The 17,856-nt window shown below is 72.4% G+C and carries 15 protein-coding genes; 8 read left to right on the top strand and 7 right to left on the bottom strand.

Going from position 1 to position 17,856, the window contains the following annotated elements:
• Positions 1-67: 67 nt before the first annotated feature.
• Together I6J71_RS02100 and I6J71_RS02105 are read left to right on the top strand one after the other, a co-directional pair.
• Positions 68-679 (top strand): GNAT family N-acetyltransferase, encoded by a 612-nt coding sequence (locus I6J71_RS02100; RefSeq protein WP_239154372.1) that lies wholly within the window; start codon positions 68-70, stop codon positions 677-679.
• 94 nt (positions 680-773) lie between these two features.
• Complete coding sequence (locus I6J71_RS02105) at positions 774-1,376, top strand: hypothetical protein (RefSeq protein WP_204093171.1); 603 nt, start codon at positions 774-776, stop codon at positions 1,374-1,376.
• On the opposite strand, the gene I6J71_RS02110 is transcribed toward I6J71_RS02105, so the two are convergent.
• Complete coding sequence (locus tag I6J71_RS02110; protein ID WP_204093172.1) at positions 1,345-1,818, bottom strand: MarR family winged helix-turn-helix transcriptional regulator; 474 nt, start codon at positions 1,816-1,818, stop codon at positions 1,345-1,347. The two genes, I6J71_RS02105 and I6J71_RS02110, sit on opposite strands and share 32 nt — an antisense overlap.
• Before the next feature lie 107 nt (positions 1,819-1,925).
• On the opposite strand from I6J71_RS02110, the gene I6J71_RS02115 reads away from it, so the two are divergent.
• Positions 1,926-2,330, top strand: a complete 405-nt coding sequence (locus I6J71_RS02115) for a nitroreductase family deazaflavin-dependent oxidoreductase (RefSeq protein ID WP_204093173.1) — start codon at positions 1,926-1,928, stop codon at positions 2,328-2,330.
• Here the strand turns inward: I6J71_RS02115 and I6J71_RS02120 are convergent.
• Positions 2,327-3,475, bottom strand: coding sequence for an acyltransferase (locus I6J71_RS02120; RefSeq protein WP_204093174.1), 1,149 nt, complete (start codon positions 3,473-3,475; stop codon positions 2,327-2,329). The two genes, I6J71_RS02115 and I6J71_RS02120, sit on opposite strands and share 4 nt — an antisense overlap.
• Positions 3,476-3,594: 119 nt before the next feature.
• Between I6J71_RS02120 and I6J71_RS02125 the strand changes: the two genes are divergently transcribed.
• Complete coding sequence (locus I6J71_RS02125; protein WP_204093175.1) at positions 3,595-3,813, top strand: hypothetical protein; 219 nt, start codon at positions 3,595-3,597, stop codon at positions 3,811-3,813.
• Positions 3,814-3,859: 46 nt separating this feature from the next.
• Here the strand turns inward: I6J71_RS02125 and I6J71_RS02130 are convergent, their stop codons facing one another.
• A complete protein-coding gene (locus I6J71_RS02130) occupies positions 3,860-5,881 on the bottom strand; it encodes an alkaline phosphatase family protein (RefSeq protein WP_204093176.1) in 2,022 nt (673 codons plus the stop codon).
• A gap of 124 nt (positions 5,882-6,005) precedes the next feature.
• Positions 6,006-7,157: an FAD-binding oxidoreductase gene (locus tag I6J71_RS02135; protein WP_204093177.1), complete on the bottom strand. Its 1,152-nt coding sequence runs from the start codon at positions 7,155-7,157 to the stop codon at positions 6,006-6,008.
• 70 nt (positions 7,158-7,227) lie between these two features.
• Here I6J71_RS02135 and I6J71_RS02140 point away from each other — a divergent pair, with 70 nt between their 5' ends.
• The gene (locus I6J71_RS02140; protein WP_204093178.1) at positions 7,228-8,103 is read left to right on the top strand and encodes a LysR family transcriptional regulator; all 876 of its coding nucleotides are present in this window, start codon (positions 7,228-7,230) and stop codon (positions 8,101-8,103) included.
• A gap of 4 nt (positions 8,104-8,107) precedes the next feature.
• Here I6J71_RS02140 and I6J71_RS02145 read toward each other — a convergent pair whose 3' ends face one another.
• From I6J71_RS02145 to I6J71_RS02155, 3 genes are all read right to left on the bottom strand, one after another.
• A complete protein-coding gene (locus I6J71_RS02145) occupies positions 8,108-13,027 on the bottom strand; it encodes an AAA family ATPase (RefSeq protein WP_204093179.1) in 4,920 nt (1,639 codons plus the stop codon).
• A gap of 127 nt (positions 13,028-13,154) precedes the next feature.
• Positions 13,155-13,595: a GbsR/MarR family transcriptional regulator gene (locus tag I6J71_RS02150; RefSeq protein WP_204093180.1), complete on the bottom strand. Its 441-nt coding sequence runs from the start codon at positions 13,593-13,595 to the stop codon at positions 13,155-13,157.
• 4 nt (positions 13,596-13,599) lie between these two features.
• Positions 13,600-14,418, bottom strand: coding sequence for a class I SAM-dependent methyltransferase (locus tag I6J71_RS02155; RefSeq protein WP_204093181.1), 819 nt, complete (start codon positions 14,416-14,418; stop codon positions 13,600-13,602).
• Positions 14,419-14,983: 565 nt separating this feature from the next.
• On the opposite strand from I6J71_RS02155, the gene I6J71_RS02160 reads away from it, so the two are divergent.
• Genes I6J71_RS02160 through I6J71_RS02170 form a run of 3 tightly spaced genes read left to right on the top strand, consistent with a single transcriptional unit; the run spans position 14,984 to position 17,824 of the window.
• Positions 14,984-15,781 (top strand): oxygenase MpaB family protein, encoded by a 798-nt coding sequence (locus tag I6J71_RS02160; protein ID WP_204093182.1) that lies wholly within the window; start codon positions 14,984-14,986, stop codon positions 15,779-15,781.
• A 40-nt stretch (positions 15,782-15,821) separates the two neighbouring features.
• Positions 15,822-16,781 carry a DNA polymerase domain-containing protein gene (locus tag I6J71_RS02165; RefSeq protein WP_204093183.1) on the top strand — a complete coding sequence of 320 codons (960 nt, stop codon included), beginning with the start codon at positions 15,822-15,824 and terminating at the stop codon, positions 16,779-16,781.
• Positions 16,781-17,824, top strand: coding sequence for a DUF2332 domain-containing protein (locus I6J71_RS02170; protein WP_204093184.1), 1,044 nt, complete (start codon positions 16,781-16,783; stop codon positions 17,822-17,824). The genes I6J71_RS02165 and I6J71_RS02170 overlap by 1 nt, the downstream gene beginning before the upstream one ends.
• The last annotated feature ends 32 nt before the right edge of the window (positions 17,825-17,856 follow it).

Raw genomic sequence — 17,856 nt, forward strand, 5'->3', positions numbered from 1 at the left:
TTGCCGGGCGATGGCGAACGTGGGCGAAGCACCCCTTTTCGGCAGGTTGACGCGTCGAGGCCGGCTCATGGCGAAGCGCACCTGCGACCGCCGCGGACACGCGTTCGCGCTCGGCCGGTTCCTCTTCCGCACGCCCACGGCCTGGGAATACGCCGCCGCCGTGGCCTGCGGCAGCGACCCGGCGGCGCAGCGCTGGCTCGGCTGGCTGCCCGATTCCGTCGTGGCCGAACCCATGCGCTCCGAAGCGCTGCGCATCCTGCCCGGCACCGGCCCGGCCTGGGCCACCCCCGATCCGCACTCCGTCGACGTGGTGGCCATCGACCTGCTGGAAGGCCGGTGCGCCGGCCTGGTCAGCGTGCACAGCGGCGAGGACGGCGGCCCCGAGACCGGCGGTTACCTGGCCCCGGCCTACCGCGGCCGGGGCCTGGGCCGCGACCTGTTCGCCGCCGGGTTGCTGCTGGCTCATTCGCACCTCGGCCTGCCGCGCGTGCGTGCGGGGGCCGAGGTCGGCAACGTCGCCAGCGGCCGCTCCCTGGAGGCGGCCGGCATGCGGCGCGCCTCCGGCCCGCCCCACTACACGCTGCCGAACGGCCGCGTCAGCGAAGCGTGGTGGTACCAGCACGACGTCCCTCGCCCGCACCGTTGCCCGGGTCCGCGAGCCGAGTGGCTGGCCCGCTGACTCGCCGGTCCAGCTGACTGGGCTGCGCTGCCGGGCTTCCGGCGCCCGGACACTTCGGCCCCCACCGACGCTTCCCGCCCTTACCGTCTTCGCCGTGGACTCGCTCAGCCTCCTCACCGACGCGCCGGTGCCTCCGGTGCCGGCGAACCTGACCTGGCTGCGGGCTGTGGTCGCCCGCTTCAGCACTGGTGAAGACCACGAGCGGCGCCGCGCCCTGGTCGTCGAGCAGCTGCGGCGGGTGGACCCCGCGGAGCTGCGGGAAGCGGCTCGGGCGCGGCCGCAGGACGCTCCGGTCGCCGTGCTCGCCGATGCGCTCGGGCTGGGCGTGGATCCGGCCGACGTCGCCGCCGTCGCCGGGGCGTACCAGCCGCACTTCCCGCAGTCCGCGGCAGCCGACGCGGCGTGCGCGCGGCTCGTGGCGGCGCTGGGCGGCGTGCCGGACGAGCGCACGGCGGCGGTGATCGGCCTGCTCGTGCAGGCGTGCGACGCCACGGTGAGCTTGATCCGGAACGCGGCCGCCGGCTCGGCCGAGCCGCCGGTGCCCTCGACCCGGCGCCTGGTCGACGGGGCCGAGGTGAGCGTGGACCTGCGCGGTGCTCCGTTCGGCGCCGGGCCGCACGCGTGTCCGGGGGAGGCGTACGCGCGGGCGCTCGCCGAGGGCTTCCTCAGTGCCGCGCGGGGCAGCAGCCGGCGGTGAGGTCCCGCTCGTAGGACTTCAGCGCGCTGATCACCAGCGCCCGTTCCGCCGGTGTCAGCGGTGCCAGCGTCCGGTGCCACGCCTGCGCGCCGGGCGCCAGCCACGCGTCGACGGCGCCGCGTTTGGCCTCGCTGATGCTCACGATGGTGCGGCGGCGGTCGGCCGGGTCCTCGGCGCGCGTGAGCAGACCCTGGCGCGACAGATCGCTGACCATGAGACTCACCGTGGTGGGCGCGACTTCGAGCCGGCCGGCGAGTTCGGTGACGGTCATCGGGCCGTCGAAGAGCAGGAAGGACAGCAGGCACAGGTGCCGTGGCGCGAGGGACAGGTCCGCCAGCTCCGCCGGCACCGGTGTCCGCTTCGTGCGGCCGACCAGGCGCGGCATCAACAGGAGCAGCTCGCGGACCCCGTCCTCGACGCTCGGCCCGGTCTTCGTGGCCATCCCGCTCCCTCTGCCCGCACCACCATCGCGGCCCTGAGCTTACCTCGTTTGACAGCTATTTTGCTGACAAAGTAGATTTGCTTGCAAAACCAACTGGAGGGCGACAGATGTCGGATTGGAACCAGGGCATCATCGACGAGTTCCGCGCGAACGAAGGCAAGGTCGGGGGCATGTTCGAGGGGGCCAACATGCTGCTGCTGACCCACACCGGCGCCAAGAGCGGCACGAAGCGGGTCTCCCCGCTGGTCTACACGACCGACGGTGACCGCATGGTCATCGCGGCGTCCAAGGGCGGCGCCGACACGAACCCGGACTGGTACCACAACCTCGTCGCCAACCCGAAGGTCACGGTCGAGATCGGCACGGAGACCTTCGAGGCCACCGCGAAGCTCGTCGACGACCGCGCCGAGCGCGACCGCCTGTACGCCGGGATGGTCGCGCACATGCCGGGCTTCGGGGACTACGAGAAGAAGACGCAGCGCCTGATCCCGGTCTTCGTGCTCGAGCGCTAGACGGCCGCCGTCACGCGAGGCTCGCCGGGCACCGGCACGACCGCTGCCCGGCGAGCCCGCCGCCGGCCGATCAGCCGCTTCCCGTACGCGATCATCGGCTGCTCCACCCACCGGTGGATCAGATCCGCCACCGCCAGGTCCACCACGAACACCGTCACCGCGGTGATCAGCCGGTTGTGGCCCAGCGCCGGCACCGCCTGCACCACCGCGAAGTGCACCGGTCCCTGCAGCAGGTACAGCGAGTAGGACCGCTCACCCACGAACCGCATCGGCGCCGTCGACAGCAGCCACCGCGCCGGACCGGGTGAGAGCAGCACGATCAGCAGCAGCATGGTCAGCACCGCGTACGCGATCAGCACCACCAGGTTCTGGCGGGCGGCGCGCCACAGCGGGTCGAGGTTCGCGTGCAGCACGAGGAACGCCGCCACGATCGGTACGGCGGCCAGCGGGTGCGTGAGCGGCCGCAGCAACGCGTAGCTGCGGCGGTGGTGCAGCAGGATCGCCAGCAGGCAGCCGCAGAGCAGGATGGCGTAGTGGATGCTCGAGCGGTAGACCGCGGTCGGCGAGAAGTCGAGCAGCCAGCCGCCGGTGGTCAGCGGCACGAGTGCCAGCAGGACGGCCATCGCGGCGAACACCAGCGCCAGCTTGCGCCGTGCGGCGCCGACGCCGATCGCGACCAGCAGGAACGGCCACACGAGGTAGAACTTCTCCTCGATGCCCAGCGTCCACGAGCCGGAGAAGAAGTTGTCCGAACCGTTGCCGCCGGAGGCGGGGAGGAACTCGTTGAGGAACGTCAGGTAGTACTTCAGCGCGTGCGGGAAGTCGCGCGCGAGGAATTCGCCGCGCAGCAGCACGAACGCGATGATGCCGCCCAGGATCACCAGGTAGGGCGGCAGGATCCGGAAGACGCGGCGCAGGTAGAAGCCGCTCAGCGAGATGCGCCCGGTGCGGTCCTGCTCCCGCAGCAGCAGCGTCGTGATCAGGAACCCGGACAGCACGAAGAAGATGTAGACGCCCACCCACCCCGACGGCCACACGAACGTCGGCCCGGCGAAGTGGAAGAACACGACGATCGTGGCGGCGATGGCGCGCAAGCCGTCGAGACCGGGGAACCTGCGCATGCCGAGGTACTCGTCATGGCTCATCGTCCGCAAGAAATCTTCCCCAATCGCCCGGCTGCGGTGGGAGTATATGAGGATGATCTCGGGCGCCTGCTCGCCGGGTTCGGGCCCGTGACCTGCGGCTGGTCTGGGTGGTGGGGGATATGACGCTGCTGGTGGTCCTCGTCGGAGCCGTCTTGGTGGTGCTCGGCCTCGCGGCCGTTTTGGACTTCCGCGCGCGGCGCCGGAGCCGGCGCGCGGCCGCGGCCGACGGGTGGGAGACGCTGCAGGAATCCCGCCGCGACTTCCACGCCGCCGGGCTCGCGCGTTACCAGAGCAACGACCTGTCCTGGCTCGACCGCCGCCGCCGCTACCGGAAGTGAGCACGGCCGGCGGACCCGGTGCGGATCCGCCGGCCGTTCGGGTGCGCTAGCGGTCCATGGCGATCCGGCCGGCGTAGCGCTGCGTCCAGCTGCTGTCGGAGTCGACCGTGACGACCACGTCGTAGTAGCCGTTCTCGGTCGGCCACGCGACGACCTCGTGCTTGCCGCCGCGCACCGTCACGCGCCGGGTGCCGCCGCGGTAGTCGTGGGCGGTCAGGGTGTACGTCACCGGCTTGGGGCCGTCGTTGTGCAGCGTGAGCTTCACCTGCTGTTCGCGCTGCAGCAGGTCGGTCTCCACGCGCGGGTCGGTTCCGTTCGGCGAGACGCGGCCGGCGAACGAACGCACGAAGCCGTCGTTCGAGTAGATCGAGAAGGCGTACTCGCCGCCTGTCGCCGTCGTGTCCCAGGTGTACTGGCGCGGGTTGCGCGCGGTGACGGTGAACGGCGTGCTGGAGAAGGCCTTCAGCTTGTCCGGGAACACCTGGAAGCTCACGGCCTTGTCCTGCGGGCCGCCGGTCAGCGTCATCGTGGCGGTGACCTTGCCCGAGCGGTCCTGCGTGAGGGTCGCGTGCGGGTGGAAGCTCAGCGGGCGCGGCTTCATGTGCCCGGCCGCGATCGACACGGGCTGCTCGGCGACCGGATCGGCGAACGTCGCCGGGCCGGGCTGCGGGTGCGCGAAGTCGAGCGCGCTCGTCAGGTCACCCGCGATGGAGCGGCGCCATTGGCTGATGTTGGGGCACCTGAACGGTTTGCCGAGGTGCGCCGCCCACTTCTCCAGGAACTTGATCGTCGACGTGTGGTCGAAGACCTCCGACGCGACGTACCCGCCGCGCGTCCACGGCGAGACCAGCACCATCGGCACGCGCGGGCCGAAGCCGAGCGGGTACGAGCCGGTGTACTCGCCCGCGGTGCCGGCCTCGGGCCACGGCGGCAGCACGTGGTCGAACTTCCCGTCGTTCTCGTCGTAGTTGAGGATGAAGAGGGTGTGGTTCCAGATATCGGGGTTGCTCTGCAGGATGTCGAGCACCTTCTTGACGTAGCGCTCGCCGTGCAGTGTGTCCGCGTCCGGGTGCTCGGACCAGCCGTAGGGTGCCACGAGCCACGAGACCGCTGGCAGCGGGTGCTCCGCCCCCGGCCGGCAGGCGTCGTGGAAGTCCTTCAGGACCGCGTCGAGGTTCGCGTCGGAGTCGTCGTTCGGCGTGGTGGCCCCGGCGTAGTACGTGGCGTTGCCGCGCCAGATCAGGCCGGTGCCGGGGCGCAGCTTCGGGTCGCCGGCGGCCAGCCCGTTGGGCTCGAAGCCCTTGAAGTACTTGAGCTCGTTGTCGCCGTAGTCGCCGATCCACGAGCTGAGATAGCCCTGGCGCCCGTTGCCGCTGTTGTCGGAGTACAGCCGCCAGTCGATGCCGGCCTGCTGGAGCTGTTCGGGCACCGTGAGCCACGGCCGGCTGTAGTTGGACTCGTCCGTGTTGCCGGTCTCGGTGTTGGACGTGCCGCTCCACAGGTACTTCCGGTTCGGGTCGGTCGGCCCGAACTCGGAGCAGAAGTTCTGGTCGGCGATCGTGTACTGCGCCGCGACCGAGTGGTAGAAGCTCATGTAGGCGTCGCTGTGGTAGTTCATGCAGCTGGCGCCGTTGTGCTGCACCCACAGGTCCCACTTGCGGTGGTTGACGTCGCCCCAGGCGCCGTGGTCGTTGCCCCACATGCCGTCGTCGACCTTCGGCGTGACGATGGCGCCGGTGCTGTCGCGCTGCTGGAAGACGCTGGTGCCGTCCTGGAACCGCAGTGCCTGCTTGTCGTTGAAGCCGCGCACGCCGGGGAACGTGCCGAAGTAGTGGTCGGTGGAGCGGTTCTCCTGCATCAGGATCACGACGTGTCTCAAGTCGGACAGGTCGCCTCTGAACCCCTTGGGCAAGCGGTACTTCGCCGCCGGCGCGGCGTTCGCGGCGCCCGTGTCGGCGATCCCACCGAGCATCAGCGCACCGGCGGCGGCACCCGCGCCCTGCAGGAACCGGCGGCGCGTGGTGCCGGACTCGGGCTCGGGTGCCGCGGGGATCGGATCGGGGGCCATGGGAGCTCCTCACGTGGTGGGGACAGGTGCTGCGGCCGTCCATCCAAATCAGCCGACACCAACGCCACGTGAACATCCGCCGAGCGTCCCCTGGCCCCCCGCCGACGGTTGGGCGCAGACGCCCTCACGAGCCGGGGCGAAACGGCTGACCGTAGACGAAACTGCGCAAACGCCCCGTCGTCGCCAGCGGGTCGAACAGCTTCGCGTGCGCGGCCCGGATCGGGTCCGGCCCGGTGGTTTCGACCACGGACAGCGCGCGCACCGTGTACCGCGATTGCGGCGTGAAGTCCGGGGCGGTCGAATGCGCGTAGGCGCCGCCGAGGAGGTCGATGATCAGGACGGTCGGCACGGGCGCGCCGGGGCCCGCGTGCTCGAGGATCGCGGCGAGGGTGCTGTCGGGCAGGTGCGCGACGACGCGGTTGTCGCCGAGGTAGGCGTGCGGGATCGGCGGTTCGGCGGCGATCGCGCCGGACTCGGTGAACGGCATCGTCGTGAGCGTGTCCACGAGCGGTCCCTTTGCGCGCAGCGGAGCGGCGAGCTCCGGCCCGCCGGCGCCGAGGTGGGCGACGCGGACGTGCGCGATGTGCTTGCCCCGCAACGGTTGCGGGACCATCGGCAGGTCCGGGTAGGGGATCAGGGCGAGCGACGTCGTTAGCGCGTCGGGGAGGTCAGTGGTCCAGTCGCGCCACGCGCGCAGGATGTCGGGCAGCCGCAGGGTGTCGAAGTACAGGCCGCCGCCGTAGAGGCTGGTCACGGACACGAGGCCGAATTCCAGCGCGGTGACGACGCCGGCGCCGGCGTCCGTCGTGCGCTCGATCGTCCCGTCGGTGGTCACGACCTCGGCGGACCGCACCCGGTCCGCGGCGAGCCCGTAGCGGCGGCCGAGCAGGCTGAACCCGCCGCCGAGTGTGTAGCCGACCACGCCGACCCCGGGCGCCGAACCGCTGAGCGGCGCCAGCCCGTGCTCCGCGGCGGCCGCGATGACCGCGCCCCACGTCGTGCCCGCCCCGACGCGCGCGGTGGCACGCGCTGGGTCGATCGCCACGTCCGTCATGCGGCGCGTCGAGATCAGCACCCCCTCGGCCGGCGTCCGGCGGCCGTGCCCGGTCGCCTCGACGTCGACGGTCAGGCCGTAGGCGTTCGCGTGCCGCACGGCCTCGGCGACGTCTCGCGCGCCCTCCGCGGCGACGACCAGCTCCGGAGCCGATCGGACGCCGGTCTGGAAGCCGGCGGTGGCGGCCGCGTAACCGTCCTGACCCGGGATGAAGGTTTTCATGCTTCCAGCGTCGCGGGAATTCGACGAGAAGTCCAAGAGATAGTGATTCCTGGAGCTAGCATCGGCAGTTATGGAACTGCACCAGCTCGAGTACTTCGTGGCCGTCGCCGAGGAGGCCAACTTCACGCGGGCGGCGGCTCGGATGCACGTCGCGCAGCCGGGCGTCAGCGCGCAGATCCGGCGGCTCGAACGGGAGCTGGGGCAGCCGTTGTTCGACCGCTCGGGCCGGACGGTCCGGCTGACCGACGTCGGCGAAGCCGCGCTGCCCCACGCGCGGGCGGCGCTTGCCGCGGTGGCGGCGGTGCGCGAGACCGTGGCCGAACACGAGGGTCTGGTGCGCGGTCAGGTGGCGATGGGGATGGTGACGTCGGCAGGGCCCGTCGCGTTGCCGGACTTCCTGGCGGGCTTCGCGGAACGGTACCCGGGCGTGGAGATCACCTTGGGGGAAGCCAATTCCGACGTCATGATCGACGCGCTGCGCGACGGTCAGCTCGACGTCGCGGTGATCGGGCTCGCCGACGGGATCCCGGCCGGCTTGGCGACGCAGGTGGTGCTCGACGAGGCGCTGGTCGCCGTCGTCGCGCCGTCGGACGTCCTGGCCGATCGGACCGAGGTGACGCTGGCGCAGCTGTCCGAGCGGTCGCTCATCTGCCTGCCGAAGGGGACGGGGTTGCGCGGAGTGCTGGATCGCGCGTTCGCGACGGCCGGGTTGCACCTGCGGGTGACGCTTGAGGCGAGTGACCCGAACGTGCTGGCGCAGCTGGCGATGCGGGGGCTGGGGGTGGCTCTCGTGCCCGAGTCGCTGGCCCGCTACTACGCCGAGCAGCTGCACACGGCGCTGCTGCGGCCGCGGCTGAGGGGCCAGCTGGCGCTGGCGTGGCGCGCGGGCGGTCCCATCGGCCCTGCGGCCCGCGCGCTGATCGACTTCGCCCGCTCCGTGCTGTGAACCATTATTTGTCCATTATGGACGCGTGATCGGAGCCTTCGAGCGGAAGTTCAGCGTGCAGGCTGGTTCCCGCGCCGTCCGGGCTTTCGAGGCGGATGCGGCCGCCGATCGCTTCGACGCGGTCCTTGAGGCCGAGCAAGCCAGTGCCCAGTGCGAAATCGGCGCCACCGACGCCGTCGTCGCGGACCGCGATGCGCAGCAGGGCTTTCGCGGCGTCGTAGTGGACTTCCACCGCGGTGGCGGACGCGCGTGCGTGCTTGGCCGCGTTGGTCAGCGCCTCCGCGATGATGAAGTAGGCGCTGACCTCGACGTGCTCGGGTAGCGGCTGCGGCAGGTCCACGTCGAGGTCGACCGGGATCGCCGAGCGGCGCCCGAGCGCGCGCACAGCCGGCGCGAGCCCGCCCGTGTCCAGGATCCCCGGGTGGATGCCGCGCGCGATCTCACGCAGCTCGTCCAGCACGCCGGCCGCTTCGGTGGCGAGGTCGCCGAGATCGGTGGCCAGTTCACCGAACTGCGGCGGCACCTGCGCCCGCGCCGCGTGCAGGCGCAGGGCGAGCGAGACCAGCCGCTGCTGAGCGCCGTCGTGCAGGTCCCGCTCGATGCGCTGGCGCGCTTGGTCGGCCGCCGTGACGAGCCGGGCCCGCGACGCCGTGAGCTGCGCGTAGAGCTGGGCGTTGTCGAGGGAGACGGCGAGCTGGCTCGCGATGAGTTCGACCGCGTCGAGCCGGTCCGCCGTGAACGCGCCGCGGATCAGGCGGTTCTCCAGCAGCAGCGCTCCGCGCAGGGTGCCACGGCTGAGGATGGGCACCGCGAGCAGCGAGCAGCAGGTGAGGTCGGCGAAGCACGGGTCGTGGGCGAAGCGGTCGTCGCGGGTGACGTCGTCGACGACGATGGGAGCCCCGGTCCGGCGGACGTAGCGCAGCACCGACCTCGGGACCGCGCGGTCCCGGCCCGGGTCGGCGTCCGCGGGGGTGGGCAGGAGCCAGTCCTGCCGGTCGTCGCTCCACAGTGTCAGGTGCACGCCGGTCGCGCCGGTCATCGCGCTGAGCACCTCGACGACGCGCGAGTGCAGGCGGTCGATGCTGGTCTCGGAGCTCAGCGCCTGGGACGCCGACAGAATGCCGAGCAGATCGAGGGTGCCCGTCGTGACCGTCGAGCGCAGGTGAGCGGCCGGCCGGGTGTCGGCGAGGCCGGTGTCGGGCCCCGAACGCAGCGCGGGATACGCCCAGTCCAGCTGCGCCACCTTCGCGGTCGCGCCCCACGCGGCGTAGTCGTCGCGGGCGCGCGCGAGCAGGTCGAAGCCGGTGTGTTCGATCCCGTGCGCGAGGTGGAAGCGCGCCGCGCGCTCGTCGATCAGCGCCCGGTGCCACGGACGCCGGCGCTGGACGACCTCCCGCCGCGCCGCGTCGAAGGCCCGCACGGCGCCCCGGAAGTCGCCGGCCACCCAGGCGCGCTCGGCCTCGGTCAGCCGCAGCAGGTGCAGGAAGTTCTCCGGTGCGTCCCCGACCCGCGCGGCCAGCCACAGCACCTCTTCGTCCACTTGGGACAGCAGGTCGGCGCGTTCGGCGTCGCCGGCCGCGCGGGCCTGTTCGGCGAGGGCGAGCCCGTGCAGCAAGCGGGCCTCGGTGGTGGAGTAGAACCCGGCGGTGGCCGGGAGGAGCGCCATCGCTTCAGCGCTGTGCCGGGCCAGGTCGGCCGGCTCACCGAAGAGGACGGCCGCGACCGCGTGGCACAAGTGCGCGTAGAACAGCGCGAGCGGATTGTCGGCGAAGCGGTCCAGCGGGATCGGATCGCCGGTGGCGGCGGGGCTTTCGCCGCGGAGCACGTCGGCCAGCCACCGGTAGCTGTCGAGCCACTGGCCGGTCTGCTCGTTGCCGGTCCGGCGCAGGAAGGCGAAGCCCTCGTCGACCTCCGCGACGAAGTTCTCCAGCGTCGGCGCGCAGTCCGCCAGGTACGGCACGGACAGCTGGTAGGTGTAGCCGGCGTAGGCCAGGTCGCCGGCCGCGATCAACCCGCCGCGGGCCTGCCGCGCCGCGCGGACGCCGTTCTCGATCGGCTCGAACCAGCCGCTGAGCGCGGCGAACATGTGCCGGGCCTGCGACGTGCCGGGCTCCCAACCGCGGGCTTCGCCCAGCGCCACGATCCGTTGCAACGCCCGGTACCCGGCCGAGTAGGCGCCGCGCTGGGCTCCCGCGTGGTACGCGGCGTGGCTCGCCGGGCCGACCAGGGTCGGGCCCGGGCCGTGTTCGAGCCAGATCCGCAAGGTTTCCAGGCTCAACCAGGCGATCAAGGCGGGGTCGGCGACGAAGTAGGCCGCCGGCAGTGCCGCGTCGATCAAGCGGCTCGCGGCCAGCAGGGCGGGGTCGGCGAGATCCGGGCGGGTCGGCTCGTCCGCGGGATCGCTGTGGTCCAGCCAGTGGTACAGGCGGTCGAACCGCTCGTCGACTTCGGCGGGAAGCCGATCCGGCGTGGGTACGTCGAGGCCGCACTCCCGCAGCGCCGCCAGGCCCAGGCTGATCGCTTCCGCGAACCGGGTCTGGTGGCTGAGGCTGCGCACGTGGACCGCGGTCGCGCCCGCGCGGTCCACTGTGCTCCGGCGCAGCTGCTCGATGAGCCGGTACTCCGCCTCGGCTTCCGCCAGGCGGCCCGCGCTGAAGAGCGCTGCCTGACGGGCGGTGCGCAGCTCGGCCGCCAGGTCCTGGTCGGCGGGGTCGGCTGTCCGCACCGCCGCCGCGAGGAGCGCGCTCACCCGTGCGTAGTCGCCGGTCAGCGCGGCCTGGTCGGCCGCGAGCCGCAGCAGCTCCGCCACCCGCTGCCGCTCCGCGGGATCACCGACCGCGTCGAGCACCGGCAGGTACTGGTCGGCGGCGACCGCGAACAGCTCGGGAGCCGGGGCCAGCCGCCGCGCCATCGCCAGGTGCAGCGCCGGCCGCCGTGGGCCGAGCGTGGGCAGGACGGACTCGCGGATGCGGTCGTGGCGGAACCGCACCGCACCGTGCGGATCCTGCGCCGGAACGAGCAGGCCTTCGTCCAGTGCCGGGGTCAGGCGCTGCGCGACCACGCCGGCCGGCTCGCCCGTGGCGGTCTGCAGCACCGCCGTCTCCACCTGCCCACCCAGGCAGGCCAACGCCTCCACCAGCTGCCGCGACGGCGGCGGCAGGGCCTCGAGCCGAGCCGCCAGCAGGTCGCCGACCTCGGCCGGGCCGAGGTGAGCGCGCACCACGGCCGGGTCCCACCGCCAGCCCGCGGGGCTCGCGGTCAGGACGCCCTGACGGCTCAGCGCGTTGAGCAGCTGCACGGTTTCGTAGGGGTTGCCCGAGGTGCGCGGCTCGATCGCCTCGACGAGACGCGCGGCCGCGGCTGCGTCCGTGCGCAGCGTTTCCGCGACCATGGCGACCAGGCTCGGCGCGGTCAGGTTCCGCAGCCGCAGGTGTCGCACACCCGCCTGGTCACGGGCCCGCGACAGCAAGGCCGCCGGCTCGGCCACGTCCCGCTGCGCACCGACCAGCAACAGGCCGGCGATCGGCTCCTCGTCGAGCAGCAGGTCGACGAACCCGAGCGGGCCGCGCCCGGCCCACTGCAGATCGTCGAGGAACAGCACCACCGGCCGGTCTCGTGAGGCGACCGCTCGCAGGATCCGGACACTGCTGTGCTGCGCCCGCGATTGCGCGGTGAGCGGATCGCCGGGATCGGGCGGAGTGCCCAGCAGCGCGGCGAATTCCGGCACCACCGCCGTCAGCAGACCGGCGTTCGGGCCCACCGCGTCGAGAATCCCGCGCCGCACCCGAGCCAGCTCGCTCTCCGGGTCGGCCAGCAGCAGCCGGCCCAGCGCCCGGAACGCCTGGTAGACGCCGTCGAACTCCAGATCTCGCCGGTACTGGTCGAACTTGCCCGCCAGGAACCAGCCGCCCTGGCTGGTCACCGCCGGCCGCAGTTCGTCGACCAGCGCGGTTTTGCCGACCCCGGCCGCGCCGCTGACCAGCACCGCCCGGCACCGGCCCACCGTCGCGTGCTCGAACGCCTCCCGCAGCGCGGCCACCTCGGCGTCGCGCCCCACCAGCCGGGGCGGTGCCGCGAGCCCGAGCGGGAAGTCGTGTTCACCGATGCGCACCGGCCCCGTGGCCCGCCCGGCGCGGGTGTCGCGCAGCCGGGCCAGGTCGTGGACCACACCGTCGGCGGTCTGGTACCGGTTGTCCGGTTCCTTCTCGAGCAGTCGCGAGATGATCTCGGGCAATGGAGCCGGCAGCTGCGGGTTGAGCTCGTCCGGCGGCACCGGGACCTGGGCCAGGTGGTCGTGGGTGAGGCGCAGCGGGTCACCGGAACCGAACGGCGGCGCACCCGTCGCCAGTTCGTAGAGCGTCGCGCCCAGCGAGTACAGGTCGGCCCGCTGATCCACCGAACGACCGGTCCGGCCGGTCTGCTCGGGCGCCAGGTACGCCAGCGTCCCCACGATTTCGCTGTGCTCGGCCAGGTGCGCGGCCGGCATCGACCTGGCCAACGCGAAATCCACCAGGCACGGGGCACCGTCGCGGGAGATCACGACGTTCGCGGGGGTGATGTCCCCGTGCAGCACCCCGCGCCGGTGCACGGCGGCCACGGCTCTCGCCAGCCCCAGTCCGACCCCGATCAGGATGTCCGCGGGCAGCGGCTCAGGCACCTCGGCCAGGTTCGTGTCGCCGGCGTCGGCCAGCACGAGCGCGCTCGCGTACCGCGGCGACTCCACGAGCTGCGCGACTCCCCGGACCCCGCGGAGCCGCTCCAGCACCGCCCGCTCGTGCCCCAGCCGCCGCTGCGCGTCCGGACCCAGCGGCTGCTTGCAGACGACGGTCCGGCCGGCGACGGACAACCGGACGACGCGGGTGCGCGCGGTCTCGCGGAGGACGGTGACCCGAGCGGACGGATCCTGTTCCGGCAGCTCACCCATGCCCATCCGACACCTCCACGCACCGCCGGATCCGCCGCAAACTCTGCCTACACCTGTTTCGGCGCGATTTCGACCCCCTCGGCGGGAGGTAAATCGTTTTCCCGTTGGGCGCGGCCAGCAGCGAACCTCAAGCGGGCGGTGGGTGTTCCACGGCCAATTTCTGGAGCCACGACATCGAGGTTTCGGCGGCGCGGATGCGCTCCGAGCGCGGACCGTCGCCGGTGAGCGCCAGTCCTTCGTGCGCGATGGCGGTGAAAGTGGACAGTCCCGCGAGCTTGCGCAGCACCACCTTGCGCCACGCATCTTCCTCGATGCGGAAGTAGGTGGTGCGGTCGCCCGGACGGCGGACGCGGCGCACGAGCTCGATGGCGGTGAGGTAGCGCATGTTGGACGTCAGCGACGCGCGGCTGGCGCCGATCGCCTCGGCGATCGACCCGGCCGACTGCTCCGCCGGCTCGCAGACCATCAGCCAGCCCAGCACGCGCCCCGTGATCGGCGGCAGCCCCCACTCGTCCACGCAGAAGGTGGCCACGCGCTCCACCCACGCCAGCGCCGCGTCGTCGCTCATGCGATCACTGTGCCACGCCGAATTCGTAGCGCAGCACACCCTTGTCCATCCGCGCGAGCCACGGGATCCGCGCCATCAGCCGCGACCGGAAGCGGTAGCCGGGCGGCATCTTCGCGACGTCGGGCGAGTCGATCAGCCGCCGCTGCTCGACGAAGCGCAACGCGGGCGCCCATCGTTCGACGTCGTGCGGGTCGTCGAAGCCGTCGTTGAGCGTGATGCCGAGCGTGTTCACCGCCGGCAGTACCCGCGGCAGCATCCGCGACGACAACCGCGAGTACCCCAGGATCAGCAGCGCGCCGAGGTCGAAGTGCGCGCTGAGCCGGTTGAGCAGCGCCGGGAACGACCGAGGTGACCTAAACGGGTACAGCCCGTCCATCACCGCGACCATCGGCCGGTCGGCGGGCAAGTGGTCCAGCCAGCGGCCCGCGGCGAGCTCACCGGTCTCCGGGTACAGCCGGCGCCGCAGGTCGATCACGGCCGGCAGGTCGACGTCGTACCAGTCCACCCCCGTCGGACGCCGCACGCGGTACGCGCGGCTGTCGAGCCCGCAACCGAGGTCGAGCACCACGGCGTCCGGGTGCCGGTCGACGAACTCTTGCACCCAGCCGTCGAAGATGACCCCGCGGATGCCGGCGCTGAGGCGCTCCTTCAGGTCGAGCTTCGGCGTCGGACCGAGCCGCGCGAAGTCGTAGTCCACGGCCTCGACCACGCGGTTCGCGTGCGGATCGGCCAGGATCGGCTGCGGGGCGGCGGCGTCCAGGGCGCGGGCGTGGAGCGTGATGAACGCGGCTTCCCCGACCCCGCTCAGCGCGGCAGTGTTCACGGCAACTCCTTTGCCAGTGATTTCAGTCAGGGCTGAAATAGCTGGCAAAGTCAATGGTTTTGCCGGGTCCTTGACGCCGGCCACAAACGCCGCACCGTGCTGCCCACCAAGCCCGGAAACGCCTGCACCAGCGCGAACTTCGGCGACGACCCCACGACTCCCGTCGTGCCCAGCGCGTCGAGGCGGACTGCTTCGCTGGTCCACTCCGCGTAGTTCGCGACACGGGTGCCGTCGGCGCCGCGGTGGAAGTGCGCACCGAGCCCGCCGAGACGGGGTTCGGAGTCGGCGAGGGCTCGAAGACGAGGTCGACCCACGCCCGCAGTCGCGCGTCGTCCGGCCCGTCGAACCGGAGGTCAGTGCCTCCGGCGCTGCGGTGACCAGCGGTGGCGCGCCGTCGCCCTGGCGGATCCGCACGGTCGTGACGCCAGGGCGGCCCGGGTCGGGGTAGTTGATGGGTGCTCCCTTTGAGATCGGGCACCCAGCGTCGAACTTCAAGACGTCTGGAGTCACGAGCGTCTTGACGATCTGTAAACAAAGGCGTTTCCTGGATCCCCGAGGAGGCGCGATGGGTGACGCACTCGGGAAGGCGATGGTCGGCATCGGGCTCATGGCCGGCAGCGCCAACGTGATCATGCAGCTCGGCCGGCCCCCGGTCGGCTACGGCGTGCTGGAGAGCCGCGTCGAATCGGGGAACCTGTTCAAGCACCCGCTGAAACGCGCGCGCACGACCGGTACGTACCTCGCCGTCGCGGCCTTCGGCACCGACGACGAACGCGCGGCGTACCGGCGTGCCGTCAACCGCTCCCACGTCCAGGTCAGGTCCACATCGGACAGTCCGGTGGCGTACAACGCGTTCGACCCCGAGCTGCAGCTCTGGGTCGCCGCGTGCCTCTACAAGGGACTCGAGGACGTCCACACGGCGTTCTTCGGCGGCACCCCGTCGGAGGAGCTCTACGCCGAAGCCGTGGTGCTCGGCACCACGCTGGAGGTGAAACCCGAAATGTGGCCGCGCGACCGCGAGGCCTTCGCGGACTACTGGCAGCGCGGGCTCGGCGCCGTCCGCATCGACAGCCGCACCCGCGCGTACCTGCGGGACATAGTCGACCTGAAGTTCCTGCCCCAGCCGTTCCCGCTGGTCTTCGGCGCCTTCCACCGGTTCGTGACCACCGGGTTCCTGCCCGCGAGCTTCCGCGAGCAGATGCACCTGCGCTGGTCCGCCGGCGACCAGCGGCGGTTCGACCGGCTGACGCGCGCGCTCGGGTACCTCGTGCTTCGGCTGCCCGCCCGCGTGCAGTACTTCCCCTACAACGCCTACCTGCGCGACCTCCGCAAGCGCCGGCGGGCCGGCCGCCCGCTCGTCTGAACCGGTTGACCGGCGCCGTCCGCTGGGCGAGGCTGGGCCGATGAGCAGCGACGAAGTCCGCGAGGGCGTCTCCCTCACCCACCTCGACCAGCCGCTGTTCGCCGACGCGGGCGCGACCAAACGCGACCTGGTCGACTACCTCGACGCGGTGTCCGGCCGCCTGCTGCCCGTGCTGCGTGACCGTCCGCTGTCGGTCGTGCGCGTGCTGCGCGGGCAGGACGCGTTCATGCAGAAGAACCTGCCGAAGTACACGCCGGAGTGGGTGCCGCGCGTGAAGCTGTGGGCGGAGAGCTCGAAACGAGAGGTGTCGTACGCGCTGTGCAACGACCGCCCCACGCTCCTGTGGTTCGGCAACCAGCGCGCGATCGAATACCACCCCACGCTCACGCACGCCGACGTCGCCGCCGGCCCGACGCACCTCATCCTCGACCTCGACCCGCCGGAGGGCGCGCCGTTCTCCGTCGCGGTCGCCGGAGCGCGGCTGTGCCGCCAGGCCCTGGCCGACGCGGGGCTGTCGGGCGCGCTGAAGACCAGCGGTTCCAAGGGGGTGCACGTGTTCGTCCCGCTCGCGCCGGGCCAGGCGCACGAGGACGTCGCCGCCGCGACCCGCGCGGTCGCCGCCCGCGCCGAACGCCTCGACCCCGCGCTCGCCACCACGGCGTTCATCCGCGAAGACCGCCACGGCAAGGTGTTCCTGGACTCGACGCGGGCCGGCGGCGCGACCGTCGTGGCCGCCTACAGCCCTCGCGTCCGTCCCGGGCTGACCGTGTCGTTCCCCATCCCGTGGTCGGCGGCCGACGACGTCACCCCGCGCGAATTCACCGTCCACACGGCACCCGCGCTGCTCGGTGACACCGACCCGTGGACGGCGGAAATGCCCACGCCACAGGTGCTTCCGGACGACCTCGTCGCCGAAGGGCACACGATCCCGATCGCGCGCGTCGCCGCGATGCACGAAGGCAAGCGCCGGGCCCGCGCCCGGCGCCAGGCCGACGAGTAGTGGCCACGCTCGCCCAGGCGTTCCGGCGCTTCGGTGAGGCCGGCCCCGCCGGAACGCTGTACGAACGTGTCGCCCTCGCCTTGAGTGAGTCCACGGATGCGCTCAACGCCATCGAGAAGGCGCCCGCGCGCAAGCGGCGTCCGGAGCTGATCCTCGCCGCATTGCACGACCTCGCGCTCGCCGGCCACGCCCCGGCGCTGGCCGCCGCCTACGCCGCCCGGGACGGCGACGCGGCCGCCGCAGCCGCGATCGACACGCTGCTGCGAAAGCCGGACGCGGTGTCGGACCTCGTCGTACGCCGGCGCCCGCGGGCCGACGAGACCGGTCGCGGCGCCGTGCTGTACCCCTTGGTCGCCGAGGCGGCGCACCGAGCGGGCGCGACCGCGGTCGGGCTGATCGACGTGGAGTGCGGGGCCGGGTTCAACCTCACCGTCGACCGCGTCGGGATCAGTTACGGCACCGGGCGATGGCTGGGTGACCCGTCGTCGCCCGTACAGCTGACGTGTTCGATCGTGGGCAACCGGCCCGTGCCGGTGCGCGCGCTGCCCGAGGTCGTCGCCCGCGTCGGGGTCGACCGCGAACCACTCGATGTCACCGACCCGGACGACGCCCGGTGGTTGCGCGCCTGCCTGCCGCCGGACCGGCCGGAGCGGGCCGCTCGGCTTGAAGCGGAGCTGGCGCTGGCGGCGAAGACGCCTCCGCTGCTGCTGCGCGGAGACGCCGTCGAGCTGCTGCCCGAGGCCCTCGCCCGGGTGCCCGCCGACGCGCTGCCGGTTGTCACGACGACGTGGGCGCTGTCGCGTTTCCCGGCGCAGCGCCGCGTGCTCTTCGTCCAGCGCCTGCAGGAAGCGTCGGCCGCGCGGACCGTCGCGTGGGTGTCCGCGGAGGGCGTCGGAGCCGCACCGACCGTGCCGACGTACGGCGACCGCCCCGCCTCCGGCCACAGCATCCTCGCGGTGGCGGCGTCCGAGGGCCCGGTGCTGCAAGCCGAAGCCGTCGGCCGCTGCTGGTCGCGCGGCCGCCTGCTGGCGTGGCTGGGTTAGGAGATCGCAACGGAGCGACCTTGGCTTGGGCC

The organism is Amycolatopsis sp. FDAARGOS 1241, assembly GCF_016889705.1.
In the GTDB taxonomy this organism is placed as follows: Bacteria; Actinomycetota; Actinomycetes; order Mycobacteriales; family Pseudonocardiaceae; genus Amycolatopsis.